The sequence below is a fragment of the Micromonospora sp. NPDC048947 genome (assembly GCF_040649495.1).
Taxonomy (GTDB): Bacteria; Actinomycetota; Actinomycetes; order Mycobacteriales; family Micromonosporaceae; genus Micromonospora; species Micromonospora alfalfae.
The window spans coordinates 51,860-78,221 of the sequence record NZ_JBEZFO010000011.1 but is presented as its reverse complement, the minus strand read 5'-3'; the positions used below and the strand labels follow the sequence as shown (position 1 = coordinate 78,221).

The following is a 26,362-nucleotide window of genomic DNA, read 5'->3' as shown; positions in this document are numbered from 1 at the left end:
CAACTAGCTGACATTCGGTCCCCCAACAATCCAGTCCGAATCTTGGAAGTGGGACGACACTCCGGTTCCGGCTCGATCCGGCGGACCGGCACCAGGGAAAATCGCCGGCACCACGTCGCGGCCCAGGTCACGAGCGTGCCGTTCAGCCCAGTCAAACAGGTTGGGGAAGCACTCTCGCGCCACCTTCTTCGTCACAAAACCGTACCTCGCGTTGACGACACGAAGGCCAGGATATTTCTCGGCTGCGTGTTGCCGTGCCCGCTCCACCATTTCATCCGAGGAAATTTGGAAGTCGTAATCACTCGGCTCTTCCAGGCCCAGCCGGTACATGGAGTCGAACGGCCTACGCAGCGGAAGTGGCGCCCCCTGCGACCAGCCCCGCAAACGCGCCAACGCCTCCGGTTCGTCCACCAACTCGGACTCCGTCGGCATTTGCTTGTGGGGGCCCGAGAAAAATCGAGCCGATGAGCCCTGAAGCCGAATGTCGACAGTTGACAGCTCTAGGCCATCCTCCCGCAATGCATCGAAGAGATCGGCTGTCATGCGTGCGAACTGCTCCCGGGTAGCTCCAAGAGGCGCCGACCTGGCGGCCCAGTCCAGGACGGCATCGGGTGTGATGCCGAGGAACTCGCAATCCTTCGGGTTCAACTGGCGGCCTGATTCATCCGCGGGCAGCAGTGGACCGGCAGCCTGCCAGCCGCGCTCTTCTGCTGCGGCCTCCTGCACGGTCTCGAATCGGTTCTGCCCGCTATCGGCATCGGGAGCCGAGCCCGGGCCGTCGAGGAGCAGGTACATCCGGTTGATGTACGGGTCGCCGTGGCCGCCGTCGTCGTGCGTCGGCGGGTGGTCCGGCAGGTCGGGCCGTTCGCTGAACCGGCCCCGGGGGAGCCCGCCGAGCGGCATCGGTCGGCCGTCTCCGCTCAGCACCAGCGCGTCGATGCCGACAACGTCAGGGTAGAGAGGCCGGTCCCGGACCACGCCGTTCTGCGGGTCCACGTAGAGAACCGTGCCGTTCTGGTTGAGCGCCACCCAGGCGTGCGAACCGCCGTGCGCCCACTCGGTGACCAGGAACGAGTAACTGCCGTGGCCGCCCAGCAGCAGTTGGTCGTGCAGGTTGCGGTAGCCCCGGTCGGCGGCCTGCCGCGCCTGCCCCGGGTCGGTAGGGTGACCGGACGTCGGGGCGAGGAGTTGTTGGAAGCGCCCGCCGGTCACGTCTTCCACCCGGCCGGGGCCGCCTGCCTCGCCACGGATGGGGCGCCGGATGTCACCGTCGAGGTAGCCGTCGAAGGTTCGTGGCGCCGACACGCGGGGGCGCCCGTGCACCCACGTTTCGAACAGCGACAGTGTGCAGTCCAGGCAGTTGATGCCCCGGGTGGAGTCGGCCGCGGGACCGCCGTCGTTGAGCAGCCCGAACCAGCCGCCCTGGCGGGGGTCGGCGGTGCGGACGACGGTGCCGTCTGGATCGCGGGGCATTTGTCGTTCGACGTCGACCTGGTGCAGGGCGAGCGGTGGCCGGAGTCCTCCGGGCTGCCCGTACGGCCGGGAGTCGTCGATCGGTGGCGGATCGTCGTCGCCGGTGAGCCTGGACGGGCCGGCAGTCTCCACCGCGCCGAGCGCGAGTGCGCCCACGTCCCGGTTGGCGTGTTCGAAGGTGGCGCTGATGTCCACGACCGGCGGGGCCGTGGTGCCGGCCAGCACCGCGTCTGCCAGGTCACGCCATTCGGAGTACGCGCGAGCTTCCTCGTTCGCGGCGCGCTGCCACCCGTCTGCCCACTGCCGGTTGCCGGCCTGGTGCAGTTGTCGGGCGTAGGTGGCGTATTCGACGGCTCGACGATCGAGTTCCACGGCTCGGGTGCGCAGTCGGGCGGCTTCGGCCTGCCGGCGGTTGTTCTCGAACGCGATCCGCAGCGATTCGTAGTGGTCCTGGTAGCGCCGCCGCTCGGCGGCTTCCGCCGCTGCGGCCCACTGCGCCGCGTACGCGTCGTTGGTTTCGGGCTCGCGCACGGACGGGGCACCGAACGCCGCCACGTCGACGGGGATCGACGCCCTTCCCCGGGCGGGATGTTCGGGCGCTCGCACCGGTGTGGGCGTCTCCCGGGGCGGGACTCGCGACGGCACTGTGAACCGACCCACGACCGGTGGGGTGGAGGCGACCGGCAGCGGCCCGTTGGTGGTGGTCGGGACGCCGAAGGTGATCGGTGCCGCCGGGCCGGTGTTGATCGTCGGTGCGGAGGGGCCGGTTGCCGGAGACCAGGCGGTCGGTCCGTTGGTGGTGGGGTGCGGCGAGCTGCCGGGGTGGGCCGGCGGCGCACCGGTGGCCGGCCCGCCACTCGATGCACCGGTGGCCGGCCCGCCGGTCGATTCGAGGGGACCGGTCACGGGCGCGGACGCCGACGAAAGCCTCGGATCAGCACCCACCGCAGGCCGACTCGGATCAGCCACGGCCGAGGTGGCCGGATCGGTAGCCGAAGCCGACGCGACCGGATCGGCAGCCGACGACGACACGACCGGGTTGGTGGTCACCGCCGAGTGCACGGGGTCGGCCGTGACCGGGTGCGGAACGCCAGCTCTGTCGCCGAACGACCCACCCGTCGACTGTGTCGCCTCGGAGGCGCCCACCGAACGGGCCACCACGTCCACGTCGGACACCGCAGCGACCGGTATCGGTGACGAGGTGTGCACGTCGGGCGCGACCGGAGATGTAGGCCCGACTCCTCGTGACTGCTCGACAACCGGGGACGTCGCCGCAGCCAACTGGTTCGGCGGCGTGGTGGCGACGCCTTCCGTCGCCTGCACCGGATTGCCGGCTGCCGTGACCGGATCACCCGAAGCCTCACCATCGGCAGCCCCCGCAGAACCGCCCTCCGCCGAGGGAGCAGCCGACGAGACCCCGAGCGAGGGAGGTGCTTCCGTGGAGGCCGCCTCCGCCACGACAGGCAGCACTGGCGGAAGGGAGGGGCCCGTGAACGATGCTCCGGCGAGGGCGTTGGCCTGCGCGTCGAGCCGGGCGCGTAGCGCGTGGTCGGTCTGCCCGGTCGCCGAACCGGTGGCCCCGGACGCGGCGGCGCGCGCCACGTCCTCCATCGAGGTCAGGCCCTGACCGGTGGCCAGGCTCGCCGCGCTGTCGGCGAGCACCTCGCCGGTCATCTCCCGACCCAGGTGCTCGCCGACCTTCGCCGCTCGCCCGGTCGCGTGCCGGCCCAGGCCGGCCAGCGGTGCCGCCGCCCCGCCGGCCAGCCCGCCCACCGCCGAGGCGCCGAGATCGGTCAGGTCCAGGCCGTGTGCCCGCCCGGTGGAGTTCTGGTACGCCTGGGTGGCCAGGGTGACCCCGGCCTCCTCGGTGGCCTCCTCCAGCCCTTCACGGGCGACCCGCTTGGCGAGCCCGCGTGCGCCACCTCGGGCGACCTCCTTGGCGGCCCGCTCGCCGGCCTCCTTGAGCCCGTGCCTGAGTGACTTGCTGGCCAGTTGGCCCATCAGCCGCTTGAAGATCTGTTGAACCAGCAGTCGCGTCGCGGTGATCGCCGCGCCGGCGGCCGGGGTTGCCGCACCGGCGGTCAACACCGCCGCGACCGCCACCGTGAGAAGCTCGATGACCAGGATGCCCAGCTCGATCCAGACTTCCAGCTTGGCGCCCTCGATGTCGCAACCGCACTCCTCGACCAGTCGGCCCAGGTCGGCCGTGACCGCGAGCAGCACGGGCAGCGGGGCGTCGGCGCCCTCGGCGATCCCCCGCCAGGCCGCCTCGAACGCCGCGTCGACAGCCCCGACGCCGCCGTACCCGTTGTGCACCTCGACGGCGGCCGCGGCGGCGTCGGCGTGCGGGCCGGCGAGCACGGAGGCGACCGCGTACCACTGGTCGGCGACGTCCCAGACGGCCCGCTCGTTGCCCTCCGGCCACTGCACGCCGACCACCCAGTCGAGGGCCTCGTAGATCCAGCCGGGTACGTCCCACGGCGCGTAGTCGAGGGGGTGCGGGATGGGGCTCGGCAGCACGCTCATCGGGATCGTCGGCTGTCAGCGCCGGTCGGCGGCCCGGCCGACCCGGGCGGCGTTGGCCCCGTCGGTCTGCACGCTCGCGTCGACCGCCTCGACCACGTCGCTGCCCAGCTCGGTGAGCCGGTGCCCGACGCCGGCCCAGGCTCGCAGCACTGTCTGCTCGAACCCGCTGTAGTTGCGCTCGAAGGCGGCGCCGATGTCGTCGCGACCCCAGGGCCGGGCACCGCTGGCGGCCTCGATCGCGCCACCCTCCGCGGCACGACGGGCCGTCACCGCCTCGCCGGCGAGTGCCAGGTCGGCACCGCCCCGGCGGGCCCGGGACGGATCAAGCCAGAGCTGCCCGTCGGTCATGGCTTCGCCTCACCTTTGCCGAGTACGGCGTCGGCCCGACCGAGCAGAGTGGCGTAATCGCCGGTCTTGAGGAAGTCCGTCGCTCCGGAGCCGGCCGGCATGCTCTCCGCGACGAGGTCGCGGGTGGCGTCTGCGGCGGCGGTCGCGGCGGTCCGGATCGTTTCGGTGACCTTTCGGCCGAGCGCGTCAGCGTCGCGGTCCCGGTAGATGGCCGGCGTCAGCGCGACCTCGATCAACTGGCCCTGCGCGCCCACTGTCGCCGTCACCTGCCCGTCGGCCGACCGGCGGGTCACGCGCAGCGCGGCGAGTCGCGTCTGGAGGGTGTCCAAACCGGATCTGAGCTGCTGGTATTGCCCATAAACGTCGTCGAATCGGGCCCGTAGCTCGCGATTGACGCCCCGGTCTGCCTGTTCGTCCACCGCCGCCCTCCCGTCACCGTCGGTAGAGCGAAACAATACCGGCCGCCATCGATCCGTGTAGTCCGGTAGTTTCGATGCGTGATCGACCGTCAACAGGCCGAGCAGCTCGCGGCCACCTGGGCCCGCCGTGACTCGCAGCGCCTCGGCCACGAGTGCACAGCGATGGTCGACGAGTTCGACCTGGGGTGGGTCATCACGTCCGTCGTACCCACCGAGGTGCGCACGGTGCCGGGTGACCTGCCGACGACAGTCATCGACAAGCAGACCGGCACGGTCACCACCTGGCCCCGGGTGCCGAGCACCGTGGTGGCGGAGCTGTACCGGCGTAGCCAACCCACCGGGCCGACAGCTCCCCGCACTCTCGACCCGTCGAGCCTGCTGGTCCGGGAAATCCATCGGGGTGCCACCCCGAACACCGCCGCGCACCTGACCATCGACGGACGGATCTGGACGGCCCAGGGCACGAAGGCCGACGTGCCACTCAACCATCACCCGCTGGTCCGCGACTATCTCGACCAGCTGCCCCCCGGCGAGCTGGTTCGCGGAGGGGCGGCTCACGCCGAGCTGATAGTGGTCTCCGACGTCCTGCACGAGTACGACCACCGGCGCGCCGCCGAGGGCATCGCGCCGATGGGGCGGGCCGAGGCGGCGGCGCTGCTGGAGGGCGCCCGCTTCGAGATCTTCCGGATCCGCGAGCCGGGCGATCCCGCTGGTGGGCCCGCTGAGCGGCCCTGCGACTCGTGCATCGCCTTCCTGGTGCGGGCGAACGTCCTGCCGGAGTCCGCCCGCGCCTACACCGAGACCTGGACCGCGCCGAAGGTGCCGGACCCCGATCCTGGGCGGTTCCCGGCGGAGGTCGCGAACGCGCTGGTAGCGGCCGGTTGGCGGCCACACATCGGGGATCAGATCATGGCCGCCGCCGCCGTACGGGACGTCACCTCGGTGCCGGGGCGCAACAATCGGCACGAGGTCTTTCCGGCCGCCGTGGAGGCGCTCACCGCGTTCCCCAGCTTGGTGGGCGCGCGGCGGGGCCGGGGCGAGCAGGTGTGGATCTCCCGTTTCGACATCCGCCCGCACACCGTCGCGCACACCGCAGACACCCTCGCGGACTTCGGCGCGGTGCTCGGCGTACGCCTCTTTCCGATCGGCACCGAGCAGCAGGACAGCATCCTGGCGGTGGACGAGCGCGGCCGGGTCTTCGCGCTCGACCAGGCCGGCGAGTGGTTCCTCGGCGACACCATCGACGCCGCGCTGACCACCCTGCTGCTCGGCCGCGCCCCCGCCCGGGTTCACGACGACGGCACCTGGCTGGCCGACTAGCGCGGCAGTGTTGCCGGCCTACAGCGCGAGGCCGGTGAGCACCATGACCCGGGGCTCGGTGTAGTCGTCCATCGCGCTGCGCAGACCTTCCCGGCCGACGCCGCTGCCCTTCACCCCGCCGTAGGGCATCTGGTCGGCGCGGTACGACGGCACGTCACCGATGATCACCCCGCCCACCTCCAGCGCGCGGGCAGCGGCGAAGGCGACGTCCAGGCGCCGGGTGAAGACGCCGGCCTGCAAGCCGTACGCCGAGTCGTTCACCGCTGTGAACGCGGCCTGGTCGTCGGCGACCGGGGTGACCACCAGCACCGGCCCGAACACCTCCTCGGCCACTACCTTTGCGTTCGCCGGCACGCCGGTGAGGACGGTCGGGGGGTAGGTCGCGCCGTCGCGGAGGCCGCCCACCTCGACGGTGCCGCCGGCGGCGACGGCCTCGGCCACCCACGTCTCGACCCGGCGGGCCGCGTCCTCGGACACCATCGGCCCGACGTCGGTCAGCTCGGACGTCGGGTCTCCGGTCCGCAGCCCCCGCACCGCCGCCACCAGCCGGGGTAGGAAGTCGGCGTGCAGGGCATGGTGCACGTACACCCGCTGGACGGCGATGCACGACTGGCCGGCCTGGTAGTTGGCGAACGTCGCGATGCGCTGCGCGGCGAAGTTCAGGTCCTCGTCGGCGGTCCAGTCCGCACAGAGCACCGCGGCGGCGTTGCCGCCCAACTCCAGCGTCACGTGCTTGTCCGGCGCGGCGCGGCGGATGGCCGCGCCGACCGGCCCGGAGCCGGTGAAAGACACCACCGGTAGGCGGGGTTCGGTGACCAGTTCGGCGGCACGGTCGTTGGGCAGCGGCAGCACCGAGAACATCCCGGCCGGGAGGTCGGTCTCGGCCAGTAGTTCGCCGAGCAGCAGCGCGGTCAGGGGCGTCGCGGGCGCGGGCTTGACGATGATCGGCGCGCCGACGGCGATGGCCGGCGCCACCTTGTGGGCGACGAGGTTGAGCGGAAAGTTGAACGGCGTGATGCCCAGCACCGGCCCGCGCGGCACCCTGCGGACCAGGGCGATCCGCCCGCCGGCAGCCGGGTCGGTGTCGAGCCGTTGCAACTCGCCGGAGAAGCGGCGGGCCTCCTCGGCGGCCCAGCGGAAGGTCGACACCGCCCGCCCGACCTCGGCGCGGGCCCACTTGAGCGGCTTGCCGTTCTCCGCGGTGATCAGTGCCGCGATCTCGCCCGCGCGCTCGGCGAGCCGCCGGGACACGTGGTCGAGGGCCGCCGCGCGGGCGTGCGCGGGCAGGGCCGCGGCCTGTGCGGCCACCCCGGCCGCCGCCGCGACGGCGGCGTCGACCTGGTCGGGGGTGGCGAATGTGGTACGCCCGACCGGGCGGCCGTCGTACGGGTGGTGGACTGTCAACTCACCCTCGCCGGTGGCGGGGCGGGAGGCGACGAAGAAGGCTGCGGGCTGCACGCCGAGCAGAGTAGCCGAGCGATCAGCCGACGGAAACAGTCGCGATAACCCTTGTCTGCCGCGAATTCAGTAGCGAAGATGGCAGAGAGATTGCGATAACCGCCGCAGAATCGCGCCCCCGGCCCCCTCGGAGTGATCCCTCATGAGTGACCAGCAGCTGCGCAACTTCGTCAACGGCTCCTACGTCGACCCGTCCGATGGCGGTTACGCCGACCTTGTCGACCCCTGCACGGGTGAGGTGTTCGCCCAGGCCCCGGTCTCCGGCGCCGCCGACGTGGACGCGGCGATGAACGCCGCCGCCACCGCGTTCGAGAGCTGGCGGGACGTCACCCCCGCCGAGCGGCAGCGGGCACTGCTCAAGCTCGCCGACGCCGTGGAGGCACGCGCCGCCGAGCTGGTCGACGCCGAGGTCCGCAACACCGGCAAGCCCCGCCAGCTCACCGCCGAGGAGGAACTTCCCCCGGCGGTGGACCAGTTCCGGTTCTTCGCCGGTGCCGCCCGGATGTTGGAGGGGCGCTCCGCCGGGGAGTACCTGGCCGGGCACACCTCCTACGTGCGGCGTGAGCCGATCGGCGTCTGCGCGCAGGTCACCCCCTGGAACTACCCGCTGATGATGGCGGTCTGGAAGATCGCCCCCGCGCTCGCCGCCGGCAACACTGTGGTGCTCAAGCCGTCGGACACCACGCCGGTGTCGACGCTGCTGCTCGCCGAGATCGCCGCCGAGTTCTTCCCGCCGGGGGTGTTCAACGTGGTCTGCGGCGACCGGGACACCGGTCGTACCCTCGTGTCGCACCCGACCCCGCAGCTGGTGTCGATCACCGGCTCGACCCGCGCGGGCATGGAGGTCGCCGCCGCGGCGGCCCCCGACCTGAAGCGGACCCACCTGGAGTTGGGCGGCAAGGCCCCGGTGGTGATCTTCGACGACGCGGACGTCGAGGCGGCGGCCGAGGCGATCGCGCTGGGTGGTTACTTCAACGCCGGGCAGGACTGCACGGCGGCCACCCGGGTGCTGGCCGGTCCCGGCGTCCACGACGACTTCGTGGCGGCGCTCGCCGAGCAGGCCCGCAACACGAAGACCGGCGCCCCGGACGACGCCGACGTGCTCTACGGCCCGCTGAACAACGCCAACCAGCTCACCCGGGTCAGCGGCTTCGTGGACCGTCTGCCGGACCACGCGGCGATCCAGACCGGCGGGTCCCGCCACGGCGAACGCGGCTACTTCTACGCGCCGACGGTGGTCTCCGGGCTGCGTCAGGCCGACGAGATCATCCAGGACGAGGTGTTCGGGCCGGTCATCACCGTGCAGCGCTTCTCCGACGAGGACGAGGCGGTGCGCTGGGCCAACGGCGTCGACTACGGCCTGTCCGCGTCGGTCTGGACGCGCGACCACGGCCGGGCAATGCGGATGACCCGCCGACTCGACTTCGGCTGCGTCTGGGTCAACACGCACATCCCGTTCGTCTCCGAGATGCCGCACGGTGGCTTCAAGCACTCCGGGCACGGCAAGGACCTCTCGGTCTACAGCCTGGAGGACTACACCCGGATCAAGCACGTCATGCACAACATCGAGGGCTGAACCATGCCGGCGAGCGAAGAGCTGCACAAGCGGCGCGGCGACGCCGTGGCCCGGGGTGTCGGCAGTGTGATTTCGTCCTACGTGGACCACGCGTCCGGCGCAACGATCACCGACGTGGACGGCCGGGAGTGGATCGACTTCGCCGCCGGCATCGCCGTCACCAGCGTGGGCAACTCGGCACCGAGGGTGGTCGAGGCGGTCCGGGCGCAGGTGGAACGGTTCACCCACACCTGCTTCATGGTCGCGCCGTACGAGTCGTACGTGGCGGTGTGCGAGCAGCTCAACGCGTTGACGCCCGGCGGGTTCGCGAAGCGCTCGGCGTTGTTCAACTCCGGCGCGGAGGCGGTGGAGAACGCCGTCAAGGTCGCCCGGCACGCCACCGGACGGCCGGCGGTAGTGGTGTTCGACCACGCGTACCACGGCCGGACCAACCTGACCATGGCGTTGACAGCGAAGAACATGCCGTACAAGCACCGGTTCGGGCCGTTCGCCGGGGAGATCTACCGGGTGCCGATGTCGTACCCGCTGCGCGATGGCGGGCTCTCCGGCACGGAGGCGGCGGCCCGGGCGATCGAGATGATCGAGAAGCAGGTCGGCGCGGAGAACGTCGCCGCGCTGCTCATCGAGCCGATCCAGGGCGAGGGTGGCTTCGTCGTACCCGCGCCAGGTTTCCTGCCCGCGCTGCGGGAGTGGGCGACGGCGGCCGGGGTGGTCTTCGTCGCCGACGAGATCCAGACCGGTTTCTGCCGCACCGGGGACTGGTTCGCCTGTCAGCACGAGGGCGTCGAACCCGACCTGGTGGCAGTGGCCAAGGGCATCGCCGGTGGCCTGCCCCTCGCTGCGGTGACGGGTCGGGCCGAGCTGATGGACGCCGTGCACGTCGGTGGGCTCGGTGGCACGTACGGCGGCAACCCGATCGCCTGCGCCGCCGCCCTGGCCACGATCGAGACAATGCACGAGCTGGACCTGGCCGGTGCGGCCCGACGGATCGAGTCGGTGCTGGTCCCCCGGCTGCGGGCCTTCGCCGAGCGGGATCCCCGGGTCGCCGAGGTACGCGGCCGGGGCGCGATGCTCGCCGTGGAACTGGTGCTGCCGGGCACCCTCACCCCCGACCCGGTCGCCACGGCGGCGATCTCGGCGGCCTGTCACGCCGCCGGCCTACTCACCCTGACCTGCGGCACGTACGGCAACGTGCTGCGCTTGCTGCCCCCGCTGGTGATCTCCGACGAACAGCTCAGCCGGGGCGCGGACCTGCTCGACGCCGCCTTCGGCTGAGTGGCTGAGTGGCGGAGGGGCCCGGTGCACGGGCCCCTCCGCCGAGGTCAGCGCAGCACTTCGACAGTGTTGCGGCGCACCAGGTTCTTGCCCGGCTCGCGAATCTGCTCCATGGCTGCGGAGTTGAGCAGCACGCAGCTACCCGACGGGCCGGTCACCGTCACAGTGGTCGCCCGGTTGTTGTCCAGGTTGGTCACCCGCAGCCGGGTGCCCACCGGGAACTGCCCGCTGGTCGCCGCCGGTCCGGCCGCCTCCTCGAAGAAGGTGATAGCCCCGGAGCACGCCGACCGGGGCGCCGGGCCGGGCGCGCCGGGAGACGCGGCGCCCGGACGGACGGTGCCGGGGGCCGGAGCGCCAGCGGGCGGGGCAGCGCCGTCGACGCGTTCCACCACGTTGCGGCGGATCACGTTCTTCCCCGGCTCGCGGACCAGCTCCATGGCCGCCGCGTTGAGCAGCACGCAACTGCCCGACGGGCCGGTCACCGTCACAGTGGCAGCCCGGTTGTTGTCCAGGTTGGTCACCCGCAGCCGGGTACCCACCGGGAACCGATCGCTGGTCGCCGCCGGTGCCCCACCCTCAGCGGAGAAGGTGACCGAGCCGGAGCAGACCGACGACCGCGCCGGGGCCGTGTCGGCGAAACCGAAGCTGGTCCCCACCGACACGCCCACCGCGGCGAGCACCGCCACGCTCGCTGCCAGCACGTGCCTGCGCTGCACCCTCATCGCCGTCACTCCCGTCCTCGGTGGTGTCCTTCACTCACCGGTACGGACCGGAGCGTCCTACCGTTCAGCCGGCACGGGTATCGATCGTGCGGCGGCCAGGTCCACCGGCCCGTACCGGGTGCGCGGGGCCCCGGTGATCAGCGCCCAGTAACGGTCGCCGTACGACCAGTGCCACCACTCGGTCGGGTAGTTGACCATCCCCGCGCCGCCGAGGGCGTCCACCATGATCTGCCGGTGCCGGCGGGCGGTGCCGCCGATCGCCGGCGCGTCGGTGAAGCAGGCGTCGGCACTGTCCTCCGGGGTGGCGTCGATGGCAGTGCCCAGGTCCAGTTCCACACCGTCGTCCGTGCAGATCGTCAGGTCCACCGCGCCGCCCGTGCTGTGCGGGGCCACCTCGACCGGTGAGACGAACTTCGTGGTCTCCCGGTGCAACCGCTGCGGCGACCAGTCCGGGTGCCGCCGGCGCAGCTCGTCCCGGTAGCCGGTGAAGATGGCCAGTTGCGCCTGGTACGGCCGGTAGCCCTCGACCACCAGCAGGCGCAGCCCACCGGGCAGGGCACGCTGCGCGGCGAGCAGCCGCTCCACGACACCGGCCCGCAACCGGGCGTACGCCCCGGCCGGGTCGGCCGCCCGGCCGTCGAGCCGCAGCTCCGGCAGCTCACGCAGGTCCACGAACTCGTCGCCGTCGTCGGCGCTGGGCACCGCCGCCACCCGGGGGTCGGAGAGCAGGATCATCGGATGCTCCCCGCCGTGCTCGCCGGCCGTTCCGCGTGCCGGAGCCGGGCCAACTCGACGAGTCGGTCCACCACCTCCCGGTAGCCGACCCCGACGGCAGCCCACACCTTCGGGTACATCGAGTGCGCGGTGAAGCCGGGCATCGTGTTCAGCTCGTTGACGTACAGCTCACCGGTCGTCTCGTCGTAGAAGAAGTCGACCCGGGCCAGACCCCAACCGCCGATCGCGGCGAACGCGCGCAGCGACAACTCGCGGACCCGAGCGCTCACCTCGTCCGGCAGCACGGCGGGGACGATCATCGGGTCGGCGTCGCCGAAGTACTTCTGCTGGTAGTCGAACCAGCCGCCGCTGACCTGCACCTCGCCCACCGCCGACGCCTCGGGACGCCAGCCACCGAGCACCGCGCACTCCAACTCCCGGCCGGCGACGCCCTGCTCGACCATGACGAGTTGGTCGTGGCGAAGCGCCTCCTCCACGGCGGCGGCCAGGTCGTCACCCTCGCCGACACGGGAGATGCCGATCGACGAGCCCATGCTGGCCGGCTTGACGAACAGTGGCCGGCTCAGCCCGGTCACCAACTTCTCCGGGTTGTCGACAGCCCGGTAGGTGTGCGCGTCGAACGACACGTACGGGGTGACGGGGATGCCCTCGGCGCGCAGCGCCCGCTTCATCGCCACCTTGTTCATGCCGACCGCCGAGGCGAGGATGCCGCACCCGACGTACGGCACGTTCAGTGACTCCAGCAGCCCCTGCACCACCCCGTCCTCGCCGTACGGGCCGTGCAGCACCGGGAAGACGACGTCCAGCTCGGCATGCACAGCGCCGGGGGCGTTACCGGCGGACACCTGCACGACACCCGGACGAGGACCGGCCCGCAACTCGACAGCCGGACCGGTCACCACCAACTGGTCGTCGATGGCCCGCTCGCCGGCCGGTCGGTCGCGCAACTCGGCGAGCAGCGCGTCGGGCATCAGCCGGAAGCCGCCGCCGCGGGTGACGCCGATGGCGACAGTGCGGTAGCCGCCACCGGCGAGCGCCCGGGCCACCCCGAGCGCGGAGGCACAGGAGACCTCGTGCTCCGCCGACGGTCCACCGAACAGGATTCCGATCCGAACCGGCGCGCTCACGCCACCGCCCCTTCCTCAGCCAGGTCGGCGGATCGCGGGGCCATCAAGCGGGCCACCAGCGCCTCCTCCACGTTCCCGCCGGTCAGCACCACGCCCACCGTCCGCTGCCGGTCGGCGTCCGGCGGAAGCCGGAGAGCGCCGGCCAGTCCCGCCGCCCCGGACGGCTCGGCGAGCACCTTGAGCTCCGTCAGGATCAGCCGGAACGCCGCCGCGATCTCGTCGTCGTCGACCCGGACGACAGCGCGCAGCGTGTTCTGCACGATGGCGAACGGCAGCTCCCCCACGCAGGACGGCCGCAGCCCGTCCGCGATGGTGGGCGCCGGCGACACCGGCACGCGTACACCTGCGGCGAGGCTGCGGGCGAGCGAGTCGCAACCCACCGGCTCCACGCCGTACACAGCGATGCCGGACCCGGCGGCGGCCAGGCACGCGCCGGCCACCCCGCCACCACCACCCACCGGTACGACAAGCGCGTCCAACGGCGTCCCCGCGCGCTCGGCGTCCTCGATCAGCTCCAGGCTCGCGGTGCCCTGCCCGGCGATCACGTCCGGGTGGTCGTACGCGTCGACGACCGGGTGGCCGCTCTCGTCGCTGAGCCCGTTGGCCACCGCCACCCGCTCCTCGACACTGGTGCCGGCGAACACCACCCGCGCTCCCGCAGCGCGCGCCCGGTCGACCTTCGTCGATGCCGCGTCGACAGGCAGCACCACTGTCGCCGCGAGCCCGTGCTGCCGCGCCGCCAACGCCACCGCCACCGCGTGGTTGCCGGTGCTCTGCGCGATCACCCCGGTGTGGCCGGCCACCGCGAGGCGGCCGACCGCCCGCAGGGCGCCCCGCATCTTGTACGAGCCGCCGTTCTGAAGGTTCTCCGCCTTGAGCAGGACCCGCGCCCCGGCAAGCTCGTCGATCACCGGGGAGCGCAGCACGGGGGTACGGACCACGCGGCCGGAAAGCCAGCGGCTGGCCTCCTCGACATCGGCCCGAACCTGGCCAACGGTGCGTGTCATCGTCTCTCCTTTTTCGGGCACACCACAGGCGGGATCCAGCGGTACGTGGACCCCGGTGACTGAGGGTGGAAGTGTCAGGTCAAGGTGGGTAGCTGAACGTCGACCCGTAGGCCGCCGTACTCGGCGGGCCGGGCCGCGATGATGCCGTCGTGGGCCTGGGTGATCGAACGGGCGATGGCCAGGCCCAGGCCGGCCCCACCGCCCTGCGAGGTCCTGTCCCGGGCGAGTCGGCGGAACGGCTCGAACAGACCGGCCACCGCCTCGGCCGGTACGGGCTGACCGGTGTTCACCACCGACAGCGCGGGCACGCCGCTCACCACGACGGTCAGTGAGCCGCCCGGCCGGTTGTACTTGATCCCGTTCTCCACCAGGTTGGTGACCAGGCGTTCCAGCAGCACCCGCTCACCGACGACGACCCGGGGTACGAGATGGGTCTCCACTGTGATCCCGGCTTCCCGGGCCCGGTCCAGGTATCCGGCCAGCACCGCCTCGACGATCGTGTCCAACCGCTGCGGTATCCGCGATCGGAGGCCCTGGTCGCTCTCGCTGAGCGCGAGCAAGCCCTCGATCAGTCGTTCGTTGCGCTCGTTGGTCTCCAACAGCTGACTGGTCAGCAGCTCCAACTGCTCACCGGTGAGCGCCCTGGCCATGCCGACCTCGATGAGCGTCCGCTGCACGGCGAGGGGCGTCCGCAGCTCGTGCGAGGCGTTAGCGGCGAACCGCCGCTGCCCCTCGTACCCGGCGGAGACGCGTTCCATCATCTCGTCGATCGCCCGGGACAGCCGGGCCAGCTCATCGCTGCCCCGGGGCCGAATCCGGTGACCGAGGTTCTGCGGGCCGAGATGCCCGATCGGCCCGGCCAGGTCAGCGACCGGACGCAGGCACCACACAGCGGCGAACCAGAGCCCCACCAGGACGGCCACCGTAACGAGCAGCACAGCCACCAGGGGAAGCATGAAAGCACCCGGCCGCACGTTGCCGCACACCGTCGCCAACCCGGGCATGGGCAGATCACAGAGCTGCTGCCCCCAGGTCCAGGTGAACCCCGACAGCCACTTGCCCATCGCCGGCAGTACCGGGCCGGCCAGCAGCGCCAGCAGCCCCACCAGCAGCACCCGACGTCGGGGCGTCCAGCTCACGCCGCGCCGCCGATGCGGTAGCCGGCCTTCGGAACGGTGTGGATGATCGCGGGATCGCCGAGCTTCTTACGCAGGGTCATCACGGTGACCCGTACGGCGTTCGTGAACGGGTCGGCGAACTCGTCCCAGGCCTGCTCCAACAACTCCTCGGCGCTGACCACCTGGCCGTCCGCGCGCAGCAGCACGTGCAGCACAGCGAACTCCTTCGGGCTCAGCGCGAGCGGGCGGCCGTCCCGGGTGGCCAGGTGCCGGCCCACGTCCAACGCCAGGCCGTCCCGGGCGAGCACCGGTGGCAGCGCCGGCGTGGACCGTCGCCCGAGGGCCTGCACCCGGGCCACCAGCTCGGCGAAGGCGAACGGCTTGGTCAGGTAGTCGTCCGCGCCGAGGCCGAGACCCTCCACCCGGTCCCGGATGCCGGCCGCCGCGGTGAGCAGCAGCACCCGGGTGCCGACCTGTGAGTCGGCGATGCTGCGGCACACCTCGTCGCCGGTGTGTCCGGGCATGTCCCGGTCCAGCACCGCAACGTCGTACCGGTTCACCCCGACCCGCTCCAGCGCACCGTCACCGTCGTAGCAGACGTCGACGGCCATCGAGAGACGTCGCAGCCCTTCGGCCACCGTGTCCGCCAACAACCGCTCGTCGTCCGCCACCAGCACCCGCACGTTTTCCGCTCCCCCGAGTTCGGCTTGCCCGGCATACCGTCGCAGGCCCGGGTTAAGGGTTCTGTAAGCACCCGTCGCAGCCATCCTCCACGCGGGTGTCCAGCGGGCAAACCACCGCAAGCCAGTCCCGGTCGACTTCGTGCCCGTGTCAGTTCATCTGGGTCGTCCGTCCCGAAGGCTCCGGCGGTTGGCGTGCGGGGGTGAGCTGCCTCACAAGGGACCACACCCCGTGCCCTCGCCCTGAAGTCCACCCCACCCCACCCCACCCCACCCCCGCCCCCGCCCCGCCCCGCCGATCTTGCACTTTGTGTTGCCCAAATGTCCCGAAGGCGTTATTCGTCGAGGCAGAAAGTGCAAGATCGACGGGGGCGGGGCGGGGCGGGGTTAGGAGAGGGCGGCTCGGATGGTGGCTTTGATGTGTTGGGGGCGGCGGTAGAGGTCACGATCGGTGAAATAGCGCATCCGCCAACCGGCCGCATCCAGCCAGTTGACTCGTTCCCGGTCGTGCCTGAGCCGGTCGCGGTCCAGGTGCGACAGTCCGTCGTACTCGATGCCGATTCGGTGTTCGCGGTAACCCAGGTCGAGCCGGTACAGGGGGATGCCATGGCGGTCGGCCACCCATAGTTGCGGCTCCGGCGGGGGCAGCCCTCCGTCGATCAGGATCAGTCGCAACTGGCTTTCCTGTCGGCACTCCGCCCGACCGTCCGCCAGCGGTATGAGTTGCCGGGCCTGTCGCACACCACGCAATGCGTTGTGTGCCGCAACCTCGGCCAGCAGGTCGTCCTGGGTGACCAAGCCCGACCGGAGCGCGGCGTCGAGCACCGGGAGTGCGTCGAGCCGCCGAACGGCGCGAGCCAGGTCGACTGCACAGCGAGCCGCTGGCACGCAGGGCAGATCTCCAACGAAGACGGGCCGAGTGGGTAGGACCGTCCGGTGGACTATCACCCCGGGCAGACGCGGCTTTTGCACCTCGGCGGGCAACTGGATGTGAATCAGATCGTCGCGCAGCACCCCGAAGCCGTATCGGCGGGCGGCACTCTGCCCCGCCAACATCGCCCCATCGGGTAGCCGGAGCATCAGTGCACGCAGCGTGTCATCGTCGCTGCAGGGTTGGTCGGCGTAGACCCCTCTGCGTACGCGGTGCAACTCCTCGCGGTCGAGCCGACTACGGATCCGACCGACGGTGAGCTGCCGCATGAGTGCGTCAGTACGCCACAACTGAGTAGCCATGGAAGCAGGCTGACCAATCCAGGACCCCATAGAGGTCCCGCGATGACCACCTGTGGAAAACGATCCCCCTTGTGGACAACCCCCAACCCCACCGCCTGCCGTGCTAGCGCCTCACACCGCAGGAGTCCCACCCGGAACCCTCACCCCCGCGATCTTGCACTTCCTGTCGTCGATATGCCCGATAGGAAATGAAAAGTGAGCACAGAAAGTGCAAGATCGCGGGGGCAGGGGGTGGGGGGCGAGGGCGGGGGGTGGGGTTAGTCGCAGGCTATGCCGTCGCCGTCTCGGTCCAGGTCGTAGATGTCGTTGCCGATGACCCTGATCGGTCCGCTGACGTAGGCGGGGCCGTTGCCGCTGCCACCCGCGCAGTCGACGTCGCTGGCGATCGGGACGCAGCCGCTGTAGTTCGGGTCGCACTTCGACGACTGCGGCTTCTTGGTGCCGACGGCCACTACCTGGGTCACCGGCTGCTTCGTCACGGCGGACTTGACCAGCTTCTTGGCGGTCCGCACACCGTCGGTGGTGGTCACCTCGTAGGTCAGGGTCCGGACCCCGTTCACGCCCTTGGTCCGGACGACCCGCTTGCCCTCGGCCAGTGACGAGTCCTTGACGGTCCGCTGGCCGTACCGGATGGTGGCCTGTTCCGTCACTGTCGTCACCTGCACCACCGGCGCGGCTGCCGCCGACGAGGGTGCCACCGACGAAGGCGCAGTGGCGGGCTCCGACGAGGGCACGGTGGAGGGCGCGGCGATGGCCGGGGTGTCCTGGGCCGGTTCGCCGGGCGCGGCCAGGATCGGCTGCTGCGCCTGCTCGGCGGCGGTGCCGGTAGTGGTCGGTTCCGGCTCGCCGGTCAACGCGCCGACGATGGCGGTGCCGGTGCAGCAGAGCAGCAGGATCGACAGCGTCACCGAGCCGAGGATCACTGCGACCCGGCCGGCGGGAGTGGCCCGGCGGAACCAGTTCGGTCGGGGCGTCTGGCCGAACGACGGCGGGTACGGCGGCCCCGGGTTCTGTGGTGGTTGCATCGTCACGGCGATGAGTGTCGTCGCAAACACAGCCTGCAATATCCACCGTCGCGCTCGTCACCTGCGCCTTTCGCCTCAAGGAAAGATCAGTGGGCGCGTTCGTGGGCGACGAGTCGACAGACGTGGCAACCCTCCAGGCTGGCCGGGCAGGGCCGATCGTGCGGGTGTCAACACCACCAAAAGCCGCAGATCACCATGCACCGCGTCGACAAGGGATCGGAGGCCCAACGGCGGCGACGGAACTGTCGCGATGCCGTCAGCGCCGCATGCTCACCGCTCCTCAACCGCCCATGGTGACCCGTAACTGGTCAGCAGGTCGAGGAAGGGCATCGGGGGCAGCGCTTCCGGTCCGAGCACTCCGACACCGGCCCACGCGCCGCTGGCGAGCAACTCCAACGCGACGACCGGGTTGACGGCGGTCTGCCAGACCACGGCCTGGTGCCCGTACTCCCGCATCGACCACTCGTTGTCGACCACGTGGTACAGGTAGACCTCGCGGGGTCGCCCGTCCGGGCCGAGACCGCGTACCCAGGTGCCGGCGCAGGTCTTGCCGCGCATCCGGGCACCGAGCGTGGCCGGGTCGGGCAGGCTCGCGGCCACCACGTCACGCGGGGAGACGTCGACGCCGCGTACCCGCACCGGGGAGACCGCGTCCAGGCCGAGCTTGTGCAGCGTCTTGAGCACCTCGATGAACTCGTCGCCGAGGCCGTACTTGAAGGTGACCCGCCGGGCCTTGACCCAGCGCGGGATGAGCAGCACCTCCTCGTGCTCGACGTTGACGCACTCGACCGGCCCGATCCCCTCCGGAAAGTGGAACACCTCCGGCTCGGAGAACGGTTCGGTGGTGAACCAGCCCCGGTCCCGCTCCCAGATGACCGGCGGGTTGAGGCACTCCTCGATGGTGGTCCAGATGGAGAACGAGGGCGCGAAGTCGTACCCGTCGACGGTGAGGTTCGCCCCGTCCCGGACACCGATCTCGTCGATCTCACTGAACAGTTCGTCGGCCGCGTAGCGGGCGAACACGTCGGAGAGGCCGGGCTCGACCCCGATGCCGCACAGTGCCAGTCGACCGGCCGCCGACCAGGTGTCGGCGAGCGCGAACTGTTCGTCGCCGAGCTTCACTCCGGTCTCGACGTGCGACAGCGACATCGCCATGTCCAGGTAGTCGGCGCCGGCCGCGAACGCGCCGTTGAAGATCGGCATGACGAACCGCGGGTCGACGGCGTTCAGCACGTGCGTGATCCGGTGCTCCCGGCACAGCGCGGTGATCGCGTCGGCCGAGGAGGCGTCCACCTGGGCGGCGACGAAACGGTCACCGTGCCCGGCGACCGCCCGCTGGGCCCGCACGGGGTCGTGGTCGGCGACCACGATGGTCTCGAAGAAGGTCCGTCGGGCGGCGATGGCTACGGCGGCGGAGCCGACGCCACCGGCGCCGACGAGGAGGACACGCATCAGGAATCAAACCCCAAACCGAAACGATCGAGAGTACGGAGCCAGAGGTCGCGCCGACCCTCGCGCGCGTCGGCGCGGGCCAGTGACCAGCGGGTGAGATTGATGCCGACCGCGCGGACGGGTTCCGGCGGGAACGGCAGTGGCTTGCGGCGAACCAGGTCGAGCCGGGTCAGCGGGGTGTTCCCGCCGTCGAGCAGGTCGAGCAGCACCCGGGCCCCGAAGCGGGTGGCCCCGACGCCGAGGCCGGTGTAGCCGGCCGCGTACGCCAGCCGACCGCCGTAGGCGGTGCCGAAGAACGGGCAGAACCGGGTGCAGGTGTCGATGACACCGCCCCAGCGGTGGCTGAACCGCACGTCGGCGAGCTGCGGGAACGTGGTGAAGAAGTGGCGGGCCAGGGTGGTGAAGGTGGCCGGGCGTTGCTCCAACTCGGGCGCGACCCGGTTGCCGTAGTGGTAGACCGCGTCGTAACCGCCGAAGAGGATCCGCCCGTCGGTGGTGATCCGGTAGTAGTGGAACTGGTTGGCGGTGTCGGCGAGCCCCTGCCGATTGCGCCACCCGATGGCGTCACGCTGGGCCGCGGTCAGCGGCTCGGTCATCAGCACGTGGTCGTAGACCGGCACCAGGTAGGCCCGCAGCCGGCGCAGCAGCGGCGGGAACGCGTTGGTGGCCAGCACGACCCGGCGCGCCCGTATCGAGCCGGGCAGGCCGGCGGCCCGGGTGTCGGCCCGGCCACTGTCGACCGGGTGGGCGGCGGGGCCGGTGCCCAGGGTGCTGGCGTGCACTGCCGCGCTGTCGGCGCGCAGGCCGGTGACCCGGGTGTGCTCGTGCACGCGTACGCCGAGGTCGAGGCAGGCGCGGCGCAGCCCCCAGGCAAGCTTCGCCGGGTCCACCATCGCCACCCGGTCGGCGTCGAACATCCCACCCAGGTACGTCGGTGAGTGCACCTCGGCGCGTACCTCGTCCCGGTCGAGCAACCGCACCCGGTGGCCGTACCGGCGGGCCAGGTCCGCGTCGGCAACCAGCCCGTCGAGTTGGTACGGCTCGACGGCGACGGCCAGTTCACCGGTGCGCTCGAAGTCGCAGTCGATGTCGAACGTCGCGACGGTGGCGGCGATGGCGTCCAGGTTGTCCCGGCCGAGCCGTTCCAACTCGCCGACCTCGTCGGGAAACCGGTCGACGCCGTTGGCGAGGCCGTGGGTCAGCGAGGCGGCGCAGAAACCGCCGTTACGCCCCGACGCTGCCCAACCGCAGGTCCCGGCGTCGACGAGCAGCACGTCCCGGTCCGGGTCCGCCTGTTTCGCCAACAACGCGGCCCACAGTCCGCTGTAACCGCCGCCGATCACCAGCAGGTCGGCGGTGTGCCGACCGCCCAGTGGCGGTAGCGGGTCGGGGCGATCCGGGCGATCGAGCCAGTACGGCACGGGTGCCGCGTCGGCCAACGCGCGGCCGGTGTGCGGGAGCGTCATGACGACCTGGACAGCAGCGCGGCGCGGCGGGCCCTCCGGCCCCGCAATGAGCTGAGCCCCACGAGCAGCAGCGCGACCGCGAACATCGCCGTGCCGATGACGTTGACCTGTGGGGGGATGCCACGCTGGGCAGCGCCCCAGACGTACATCGGGAACGTGACAGTGGTGCCGGCGTTGAAGTTGGTGATGATGAAGTCGTCGAAGCTCAGCGAGAAGGCCAGCAGAGCGGCGGCCACGATGCCCGGCAGCACCAGCGGCAGGGTGATCCGGCGGAACGTCTGCCACTCGTTGGCGTAGAGGTCCATGGCGGCCTCCTCCAGCCGCCGGTCCATCCCGGCGAGCCGCGCCTTCACGGTGACCACCACGAACGACACGCAGAACATCACGTGCGCGATCACGATGGTCCAGAAGCCCTGCGGTACGCCCGCCGACACGAACAGGGCCAGCAACGACGTGCCCATCACCAGCTCCGGGGTGGCCATCGGCAGGAAGATCAGCACGTTGATCCCGGACCGGCCACGGAAGCGGTGCCGGACCAGCGCGAACGCCATCAGGGTGCCGAGCACTGTGGCGACCACTGTGGCGAGGAAGCCGATCTGCACGCTGCGGACCACCGCGTCGCACATGTCCGAGGTGGCGCACGGCTGCCGCCAGTTGTCCAGTGTGAACTCGTTGAAGTCGTACGACAGCCGGCTCGACGGCCGGTTGAACGACAACCCGGCCACCACCAGGATCGGCAGCGCCAGGTAGCCGAGCACCAGCAACGCCACGATCATCACCCAGCGGTCCGCGAGCCAACGGGAAACCCTCATCGGAGCCGCCTTTCATTCGCGACTGCGGGGCTCCGCTGCGCTGCACTCCTCGCGCTCATCAGAGGACCTCCTCCGTGCCGGCTCGACGGAGGTAGCCGAAGACCACCGCGAGGATCGCCGCCATCAGCAGGAACGACAGCGCGGCGCCCTGCGGGTAGTCCAGTCGGACCAGGAACGCCGAGTCGATGACGTTGCCGATCATGTATTCGTTCGGGGTGCCGAGCAGTTCGGCGTTTATGTAGTCGCCGCTCGCCGGGATGAAGAACAGCAGCGTGCCGGCGACCAGACCGGGCATGGACAGCGGCAGCGTCACCCGACGGAACGCCTGCACCGGGCTCGCGTACAGGTCGGTGGCCGCCTCCAACAACCGGGGGTCCAGCCGCTCCAGGCTCGCGTACAGCGGCAGCACCAGGAACGGCAGGAAGTTGTACGTCAGGCCGAGCACCACAGCGAACGGCGTGGCCAGCAGCCGACCGTCCGGGGCGAGCAGGTGCACGTCCCGCAGCAGACCGACGAGCGCGCCGTTGTCCGACAGGATCGTCTTCCAGGCCAGCGTGCGGACCAGGAAGCTGGTGAACATCGGCGCGACGACGCACACCAGCAGCAGGTTCTTCCAGCGGCCGGCCTTCTGCGCGATGGCGTACGCCAGTGGGTAGCCCAGCAGCAACGCCAACACCAGGGCCAACCCGGCGTAACCGAACGAGCGCAGGAACTGCGGCCAGTACGCCTGCAGCACGTCCGGGTAGTTGCCGACCGCCCAGGTCATCGCGTACCCGGTGGAGAGCGAGCCGCTGGGGTCGTACAGGCTGGCCGCCGCCAACTGCACCAGCGGCACACCGAAGAAGATGAGCAGCCAGGCCGCACCGGGCAACAACAGGAGGTACGGCAGGAGTCGGCGTCGCCCGGACCGGGCTGCCGGTGGCGCGGGCGGCGGGTGCCCCGCTCTGGTGGGGGCCAGCAGGGTCACGACGACGCACCCACCGGCTCGTCCAGCACCGGCGACGTCCGGTCGGTGTCTGCGGCGTCGCGGGGCAGCAGGAACGCGTGCTGCGGATCCCAGTACGCCACCGCCTCGCTGCCGACCGCCACCGGCGTCGACGTCCCGCTGTTGGCGGCGAAGACCGACAACTCGGTGCCCCAGCCGGTGCGCAGCAGGTACTGCGTGCTGACTCCCACGTAGGAGGCGTCGGTGACCACTCCGGTGACCTGCTGATGCCCGGCGGGCACCTGGTCGGCGGAGCCGACCAGAATCAGCTTCTCGGGGCGTACCCCAAGGTGAACCGGGCCGTGCTCGGCCCGCGACCGGCCGGCGGGCACCGAGAAGCGCGTGCCGTGCGCCGTCACCGCGACGTCGCCGCCGCTGGCGCTGGTGGCCTCGCCGGCGAGCAGGTTGGACTGGCCGAGGAAGTTGGCGACGAAGGCCGTGGCGGGAAACTCGTAGATGTCGGCCGGGGCACCCAACTGCTCGATCCGGCCGGCGTTCATCACCGCGACGGTGTCGGCCATCGTCATGGCCTCCTCCTGGTCGTGGGTGACGTGCACGAAGGTGATGCCGACCTCGGTCTGGATGCGCTTCAGCTCGATTTGCATCTGTCGGCGCAGCTTGAGGTCGAGTGCGCCCAGCGGCTCGTCGAGCAGCAGCACCTGCGGCCGGTTGATCAGGGCGCGGGCCAGCGCGACCCGCTGCTGCTGCCCCCCGGAGAGCTGGGCGGGGCGCCGGTTGCCGTAGCCGTCGAGTTGCACCAGCGACAGCATCCGGGTGACCTCGTCGTCGACCGAGCGGATGCCGCGTCGGCGCAGCCCGAAGGCCACGTTCTCGAAGATGTCGAGGTGCGGGAAGAGCGCGTAGCTCTGGAAGACGGTGTTGACCGGCCGCTTGTAGGGCCGCAGCCGGGCGATGTCCCGGTCACCGAGCAGCACCTGGCCGCTGGTCGGCTCCTCCAGGCCGGCGATCATCCGCAGCGTGGTGGTCTTGCCGCAGCCGGATGCGCCGAGCAGCGCGAAGAACGAGCCCTGCTCGATGGTCAGGCTCAGGTCGTCGACAGCTGTGAAGACGCCGAACCGTTTGGTGAGGTCGGCCAGGCGCAGGTCGCCGGCGGGTGTCTCGCGCGCCATCCTCGTCACGCCCCGATGACCTGTTGGAACTTGCCCTCGTACTCCTTCTCCTGCTTCTCGTCCAGGGCCATGAACACCTTGGACTTCGACAGCAGCGCCTCGTCCGGGAAGATCAGCGGGTTGGCGGCCAGCTCGGGGTCGATCTTCTCCATCTCGGCCTGAGCGCCAGTGACCGGGCAGATGTAGTTGACGTACGCGGCCAGCTTCGCCGCGACCGTTGGCTCGTAGTAGTAGTTGATCAGCGCTTCGGCGTTGCCTTTGTGGGTGGCCTTGTTGGGGACCATCATGTTGTCGCTGTAGAGCATCACGCCGGAGTCCGGCGCGACGAACCGCACCTTCTCGTCCTCACCGGACAGTTGGATGACGTCGCCGGACCAGCCGATGCACGCGGCGATGTCGCCCTTGGCCAGGTCCGGCGCGTAGTCGTTGCCGGTGAACTTGCGGATCTGCCCGGAGTCGACTGCCTTCTTGAGCTTGTTGAGGGCGTCGTCGAACTGGGCGGCGGTGAAGTTCGCCGGGTCGTGCCCGTTCGACCCGAGCAGCAGGCCCATGGTGTCGCGCATCTCGCTGAGAGCTGTCACCTTGCCCTTGAGGTCGGGGCGGGTGAGCAGTTCGTCGACAGTCCGCAGTTCCTTCGTGACGTTGCCGTTGTAAGCAAGGCCAGCGAGGCCGGACTGCCACGGAATGGAGATCCGGTTCTCGGCGTCGAAGGGGCGGTTGAGCAGCGACGGAAGGAGATTGGCCTGCACGTTCGGGATCTTCGCCGGGTCCAACTTCTGGATCCAGCCGAGCCGGATCATCCGGGCCGCCATCCAGTCGGTCAGCACGATGATGTCCCGGTCGGTGCTCTGGCAGGCGGCGAGCTGGTTCTGCACCTTGCCGAAGAATTCGTTGTTGTCGTTGATGTCCTCGGTGTAGGTCACCTGAATGCCGGTCTTCGTGATGAACTCGTCGAGGCTCGGTCGCTTGGACTCGTCAGTGTCGTCCACGTCCATGTACTGCGGCCAGTTGGCGAAGGCGAGTTTCTTCTCGGTGCCGGAGAGGTCCTCGCTGACGCAGCCAGCTTCGGTCTGTTGCGCGCCCTTGGTGCCGCAGCCCGCGAGGCTGCCGCCCATGGTGAGCAGGGCGGCCGAACCGAGAGTGCCGGTGAGCAGTCCACGCCGGGAGAGGGGCCGGAGGGGAGTACGCATGACGACTCCTAGGGGGTCATCGTCGGCGGGCGGGACGGGGAGGCACGCCGGCGGGAATGTCGGGAGGGTCAAGTGCCATGGACGACTGATCCTGACATGAGGTGACCTCCCTTACAAGGGATTCCGTTGCGGGAATAGCGATACACGACGAAATACGCCAGACTACGCGGGGATACACGCGCGACATCACGATTCGGGACATGGGGAGCGGGCAATGACAAACCGGCAGCACGAGAACAGCAACGGCGGTCGACGCGTCGCTGTCCGTGACGGTGCCAATCACGCTCTGCTGGATGACGTGGCCAAGCAGATCATCGAGCAGCTTCAGGAGGACGGCCGCCGCCCGTACGCGACGATCGGCAAGGCTGTGGGGCTGTCCGAGGCCGCGGTCCGCCAGCGGGTGCAGCGACTGCTCGACTCCGGCGTGATGCAGATCGTGGCGGTGACCGATCCGCTCCAGCTCGGCTTCAACCGGCAGGCGATGATCGGCCTACGTACCGACGGCGACCTGGAAGCGGTCGCGGACCGGCTGGCCGAGCTGGACGAGGTCGACTACGTGGTGATCACCGCCGGGTCGTTCGACCTGCTCACCGAGGTGGTCTGCCGCAACGACGACCACCTGCTGGAGATCCTGCAACGGCTGCGCGCGGTGCCCGGGGTGCTCTCCACCGAGGCGTTCGTCTATCTCAAACTCCGCAAACAGACCTACACCTGGGGTACGGCCTGACACCGCCACCGTTGTGCTCCACGCCGGCGCTCGATCCACGCGGCACTTGATCCACGCGGCACTTGATCCACGCCGCGCTCGAGTCACGCCGCGCTTGATCCAATCGGTCTTCAGGAAGTCGGGGTGTCGGGGCCGCCCTGACGCCCCGGTTTCCGTGAACCCGAGTGGATCAGTGGTCGGTCGCGTCGACCGCGCCCACCGCGTCACCCGCGTCACCTGACCCACGCCACCCCGACCCCACGCCCCCGACCCGCGTCACCAGACCCGTAACGCTGACCGCGCCGCCCCGACCCCGACTCCGACCCCGACTCACGTCACCCCGACTGCGTCACCCCGGCGGCCGACCCCCGCCTCCCAGCCCTGCCCTCGCGCTTGATCCACTCGAGTTCACCAATATCGCGGTGTCAACCACGCCCGAACACCGCGATCTCGGCGATCCGGAGTGGATCGAGCCGGCGGCCGGAAGGAGGCGCTACCACCAGCCGGGCCCTTTGGAGCTGATGTCGCAAACGAATCGGCGGACCGGCCGACGTCCACGCGCAGACCGGCCGACCCCCG

The 26,362-nt window shown here is 70.7% G+C and carries 22 protein-coding genes; 4 read left to right on the top strand and 18 right to left on the bottom strand.

The window, feature by feature from the left end; genetic code table 11:
• Positions 1-3: 3 nt before the first annotated feature.
• The 3 genes from AB0B98_RS17500 to AB0B98_RS17490 are packed head-to-tail and all read right to left on the bottom strand — an operon-like array spanning position 4 to position 4,766.
• On the bottom strand, positions 4-3,999 hold the full coding sequence (locus tag AB0B98_RS17500) for a toxin glutamine deamidase domain-containing protein (RefSeq protein ID WP_357363736.1): 3,996 nt from the start codon (positions 3,997-3,999) through the stop codon (positions 4-6).
• A 15-nt stretch (positions 4,000-4,014) separates the two neighbouring features.
• Positions 4,015-4,347 carry a hypothetical protein gene (locus AB0B98_RS17495; protein ID WP_357363734.1) on the bottom strand — a complete coding sequence of 111 codons (333 nt, stop codon included), beginning with the start codon at positions 4,345-4,347 and terminating at the stop codon, positions 4,015-4,017.
• The gene (locus AB0B98_RS17490; protein ID WP_357363733.1) at positions 4,344-4,766 is read right to left on the bottom strand and encodes a YbaB/EbfC family nucleoid-associated protein; all 423 of its coding nucleotides are present in this window, start codon (positions 4,764-4,766) and stop codon (positions 4,344-4,346) included. Before AB0B98_RS17490 ends, AB0B98_RS17495 begins: the two co-directional genes overlap by 4 nt.
• A gap of 78 nt (positions 4,767-4,844) precedes the next feature.
• Here AB0B98_RS17490 and AB0B98_RS17485 point away from each other — a divergent pair, with 78 nt between their 5' ends.
• Complete coding sequence (locus AB0B98_RS17485) at positions 4,845-6,086, top strand: SUKH-3 domain-containing protein (protein ID WP_357363731.1); 1,242 nt, start codon at positions 4,845-4,847, stop codon at positions 6,084-6,086.
• 18 nt (positions 6,087-6,104) lie between these two features.
• Here AB0B98_RS17485 and AB0B98_RS17480 read toward each other — a convergent pair whose 3' ends face one another.
• Entirely contained in the window at positions 6,105-7,544 is a 1,440-nt protein-coding gene (locus tag AB0B98_RS17480) for an aldehyde dehydrogenase family protein (RefSeq protein ID WP_357363729.1), read from the bottom strand.
• A 142-nt stretch (positions 7,545-7,686) separates the two neighbouring features.
• On the opposite strand from AB0B98_RS17480, the gene AB0B98_RS17475 reads away from it, so the two are divergent.
• Both AB0B98_RS17475 and gabT read left to right on the top strand, forming a co-directional pair.
• Positions 7,687-9,120 (top strand): gamma-aminobutyraldehyde dehydrogenase, encoded by a 1,434-nt coding sequence (locus AB0B98_RS17475; RefSeq protein WP_357363727.1) that lies wholly within the window; start codon positions 7,687-7,689, stop codon positions 9,118-9,120.
• Positions 9,121-9,123: 3 nt separating this feature from the next.
• Positions 9,124-10,395, top strand: coding sequence for a 4-aminobutyrate--2-oxoglutarate transaminase (gene gabT / locus AB0B98_RS17470; protein ID WP_357363726.1), 1,272 nt, complete (start codon positions 9,124-9,126; stop codon positions 10,393-10,395).
• A 47-nt stretch (positions 10,396-10,442) separates the two neighbouring features.
• On the opposite strand, the gene AB0B98_RS17465 is transcribed toward gabT, so the two are convergent.
• The 14 genes from AB0B98_RS17465 to AB0B98_RS17400 form a co-directional block, all read right to left on the bottom strand.
• Positions 10,443-11,117, bottom strand: coding sequence for a hypothetical protein (locus tag AB0B98_RS17465; protein WP_112622053.1), 675 nt, complete (start codon positions 11,115-11,117; stop codon positions 10,443-10,445).
• A 57-nt stretch (positions 11,118-11,174) separates the two neighbouring features.
• A complete protein-coding gene (locus AB0B98_RS17460) occupies positions 11,175-11,852 on the bottom strand; it encodes a M15 family metallopeptidase (RefSeq protein WP_238666614.1) in 678 nt (225 codons plus the stop codon).
• Positions 11,849-12,979 (bottom strand): D-alanine--D-alanine ligase family protein, encoded by a 1,131-nt coding sequence (locus tag AB0B98_RS17455; RefSeq protein WP_357363724.1) that lies wholly within the window; start codon positions 12,977-12,979, stop codon positions 11,849-11,851. Before AB0B98_RS17455 ends, AB0B98_RS17460 begins: the two co-directional genes overlap by 4 nt.
• Positions 12,976-13,986, bottom strand: a complete 1,011-nt coding sequence (locus AB0B98_RS17450) for a pyridoxal-phosphate dependent enzyme (RefSeq protein ID WP_357363722.1) — start codon at positions 13,984-13,986, stop codon at positions 12,976-12,978. Before AB0B98_RS17450 ends, AB0B98_RS17455 begins: the two co-directional genes overlap by 4 nt.
• 74 nt (positions 13,987-14,060) lie before the next feature.
• A complete protein-coding gene (locus tag AB0B98_RS17445) occupies positions 14,061-15,125 on the bottom strand; it encodes a HAMP domain-containing sensor histidine kinase (RefSeq protein ID WP_357363720.1) in 1,065 nt (354 codons plus the stop codon).
• Positions 15,122-15,787: a response regulator transcription factor gene (locus AB0B98_RS17440; protein WP_238666618.1), complete on the bottom strand. Its 666-nt coding sequence runs from the start codon at positions 15,785-15,787 to the stop codon at positions 15,122-15,124. Before AB0B98_RS17440 ends, AB0B98_RS17445 begins: the two co-directional genes overlap by 4 nt.
• Positions 15,788-16,171: 384 nt before the next feature.
• Positions 16,172-17,017 (bottom strand): DUF559 domain-containing protein, encoded by an 846-nt coding sequence (locus tag AB0B98_RS17435; RefSeq protein ID WP_357363718.1) that lies wholly within the window; start codon positions 17,015-17,017, stop codon positions 16,172-16,174.
• A 257-nt stretch (positions 17,018-17,274) separates the two neighbouring features.
• Positions 17,275-18,042 carry a G5 domain-containing protein gene (locus tag AB0B98_RS17430; protein WP_357363930.1) on the bottom strand — a complete coding sequence of 256 codons (768 nt, stop codon included), beginning with the start codon at positions 18,040-18,042 and terminating at the stop codon, positions 17,275-17,277.
• Positions 18,043-18,312: 270 nt separating this feature from the next.
• Positions 18,313-19,494 carry a saccharopine dehydrogenase C-terminal domain-containing protein gene (locus AB0B98_RS17425; protein WP_357363716.1) on the bottom strand — a complete coding sequence of 394 codons (1,182 nt, stop codon included), beginning with the start codon at positions 19,492-19,494 and terminating at the stop codon, positions 18,313-18,315.
• The gene (locus AB0B98_RS17420) at positions 19,494-20,960 is read right to left on the bottom strand and encodes an FAD-dependent oxidoreductase (RefSeq protein ID WP_357363714.1); all 1,467 of its coding nucleotides are present in this window, start codon (positions 20,958-20,960) and stop codon (positions 19,494-19,496) included. Before AB0B98_RS17420 ends, AB0B98_RS17425 begins: the two co-directional genes overlap by 1 nt.
• Positions 20,957-21,772 (bottom strand): ABC transporter permease, encoded by an 816-nt coding sequence (locus tag AB0B98_RS17415; RefSeq protein ID WP_357363712.1) that lies wholly within the window; start codon positions 21,770-21,772, stop codon positions 20,957-20,959. Before AB0B98_RS17415 ends, AB0B98_RS17420 begins: the two co-directional genes overlap by 4 nt.
• Positions 21,773-21,830: 58 nt before the next feature.
• Positions 21,831-22,739: an ABC transporter permease gene (locus AB0B98_RS17410; protein ID WP_238666623.1), complete on the bottom strand. Its 909-nt coding sequence runs from the start codon at positions 22,737-22,739 to the stop codon at positions 21,831-21,833.
• Positions 22,736-23,887 carry an ABC transporter ATP-binding protein gene (locus tag AB0B98_RS17405; protein WP_238666752.1) on the bottom strand — a complete coding sequence of 384 codons (1,152 nt, stop codon included), beginning with the start codon at positions 23,885-23,887 and terminating at the stop codon, positions 22,736-22,738. Before AB0B98_RS17405 ends, AB0B98_RS17410 begins: the two co-directional genes overlap by 4 nt.
• A gap of 5 nt (positions 23,888-23,892) precedes the next feature.
• Entirely contained in the window at positions 23,893-25,077 is a 1,185-nt protein-coding gene (locus AB0B98_RS17400; protein WP_357363710.1) for a spermidine/putrescine ABC transporter substrate-binding protein, read from the bottom strand.
• A 214-nt stretch (positions 25,078-25,291) separates the two neighbouring features.
• On the opposite strand from AB0B98_RS17400, the gene AB0B98_RS17395 reads away from it, so the two are divergent.
• A complete protein-coding gene (locus tag AB0B98_RS17395; RefSeq protein ID WP_091394101.1) occupies positions 25,292-25,804 on the top strand; it encodes an Lrp/AsnC family transcriptional regulator in 513 nt (170 codons plus the stop codon).
• The last annotated feature ends 558 nt before the right edge of the window (positions 25,805-26,362 follow it).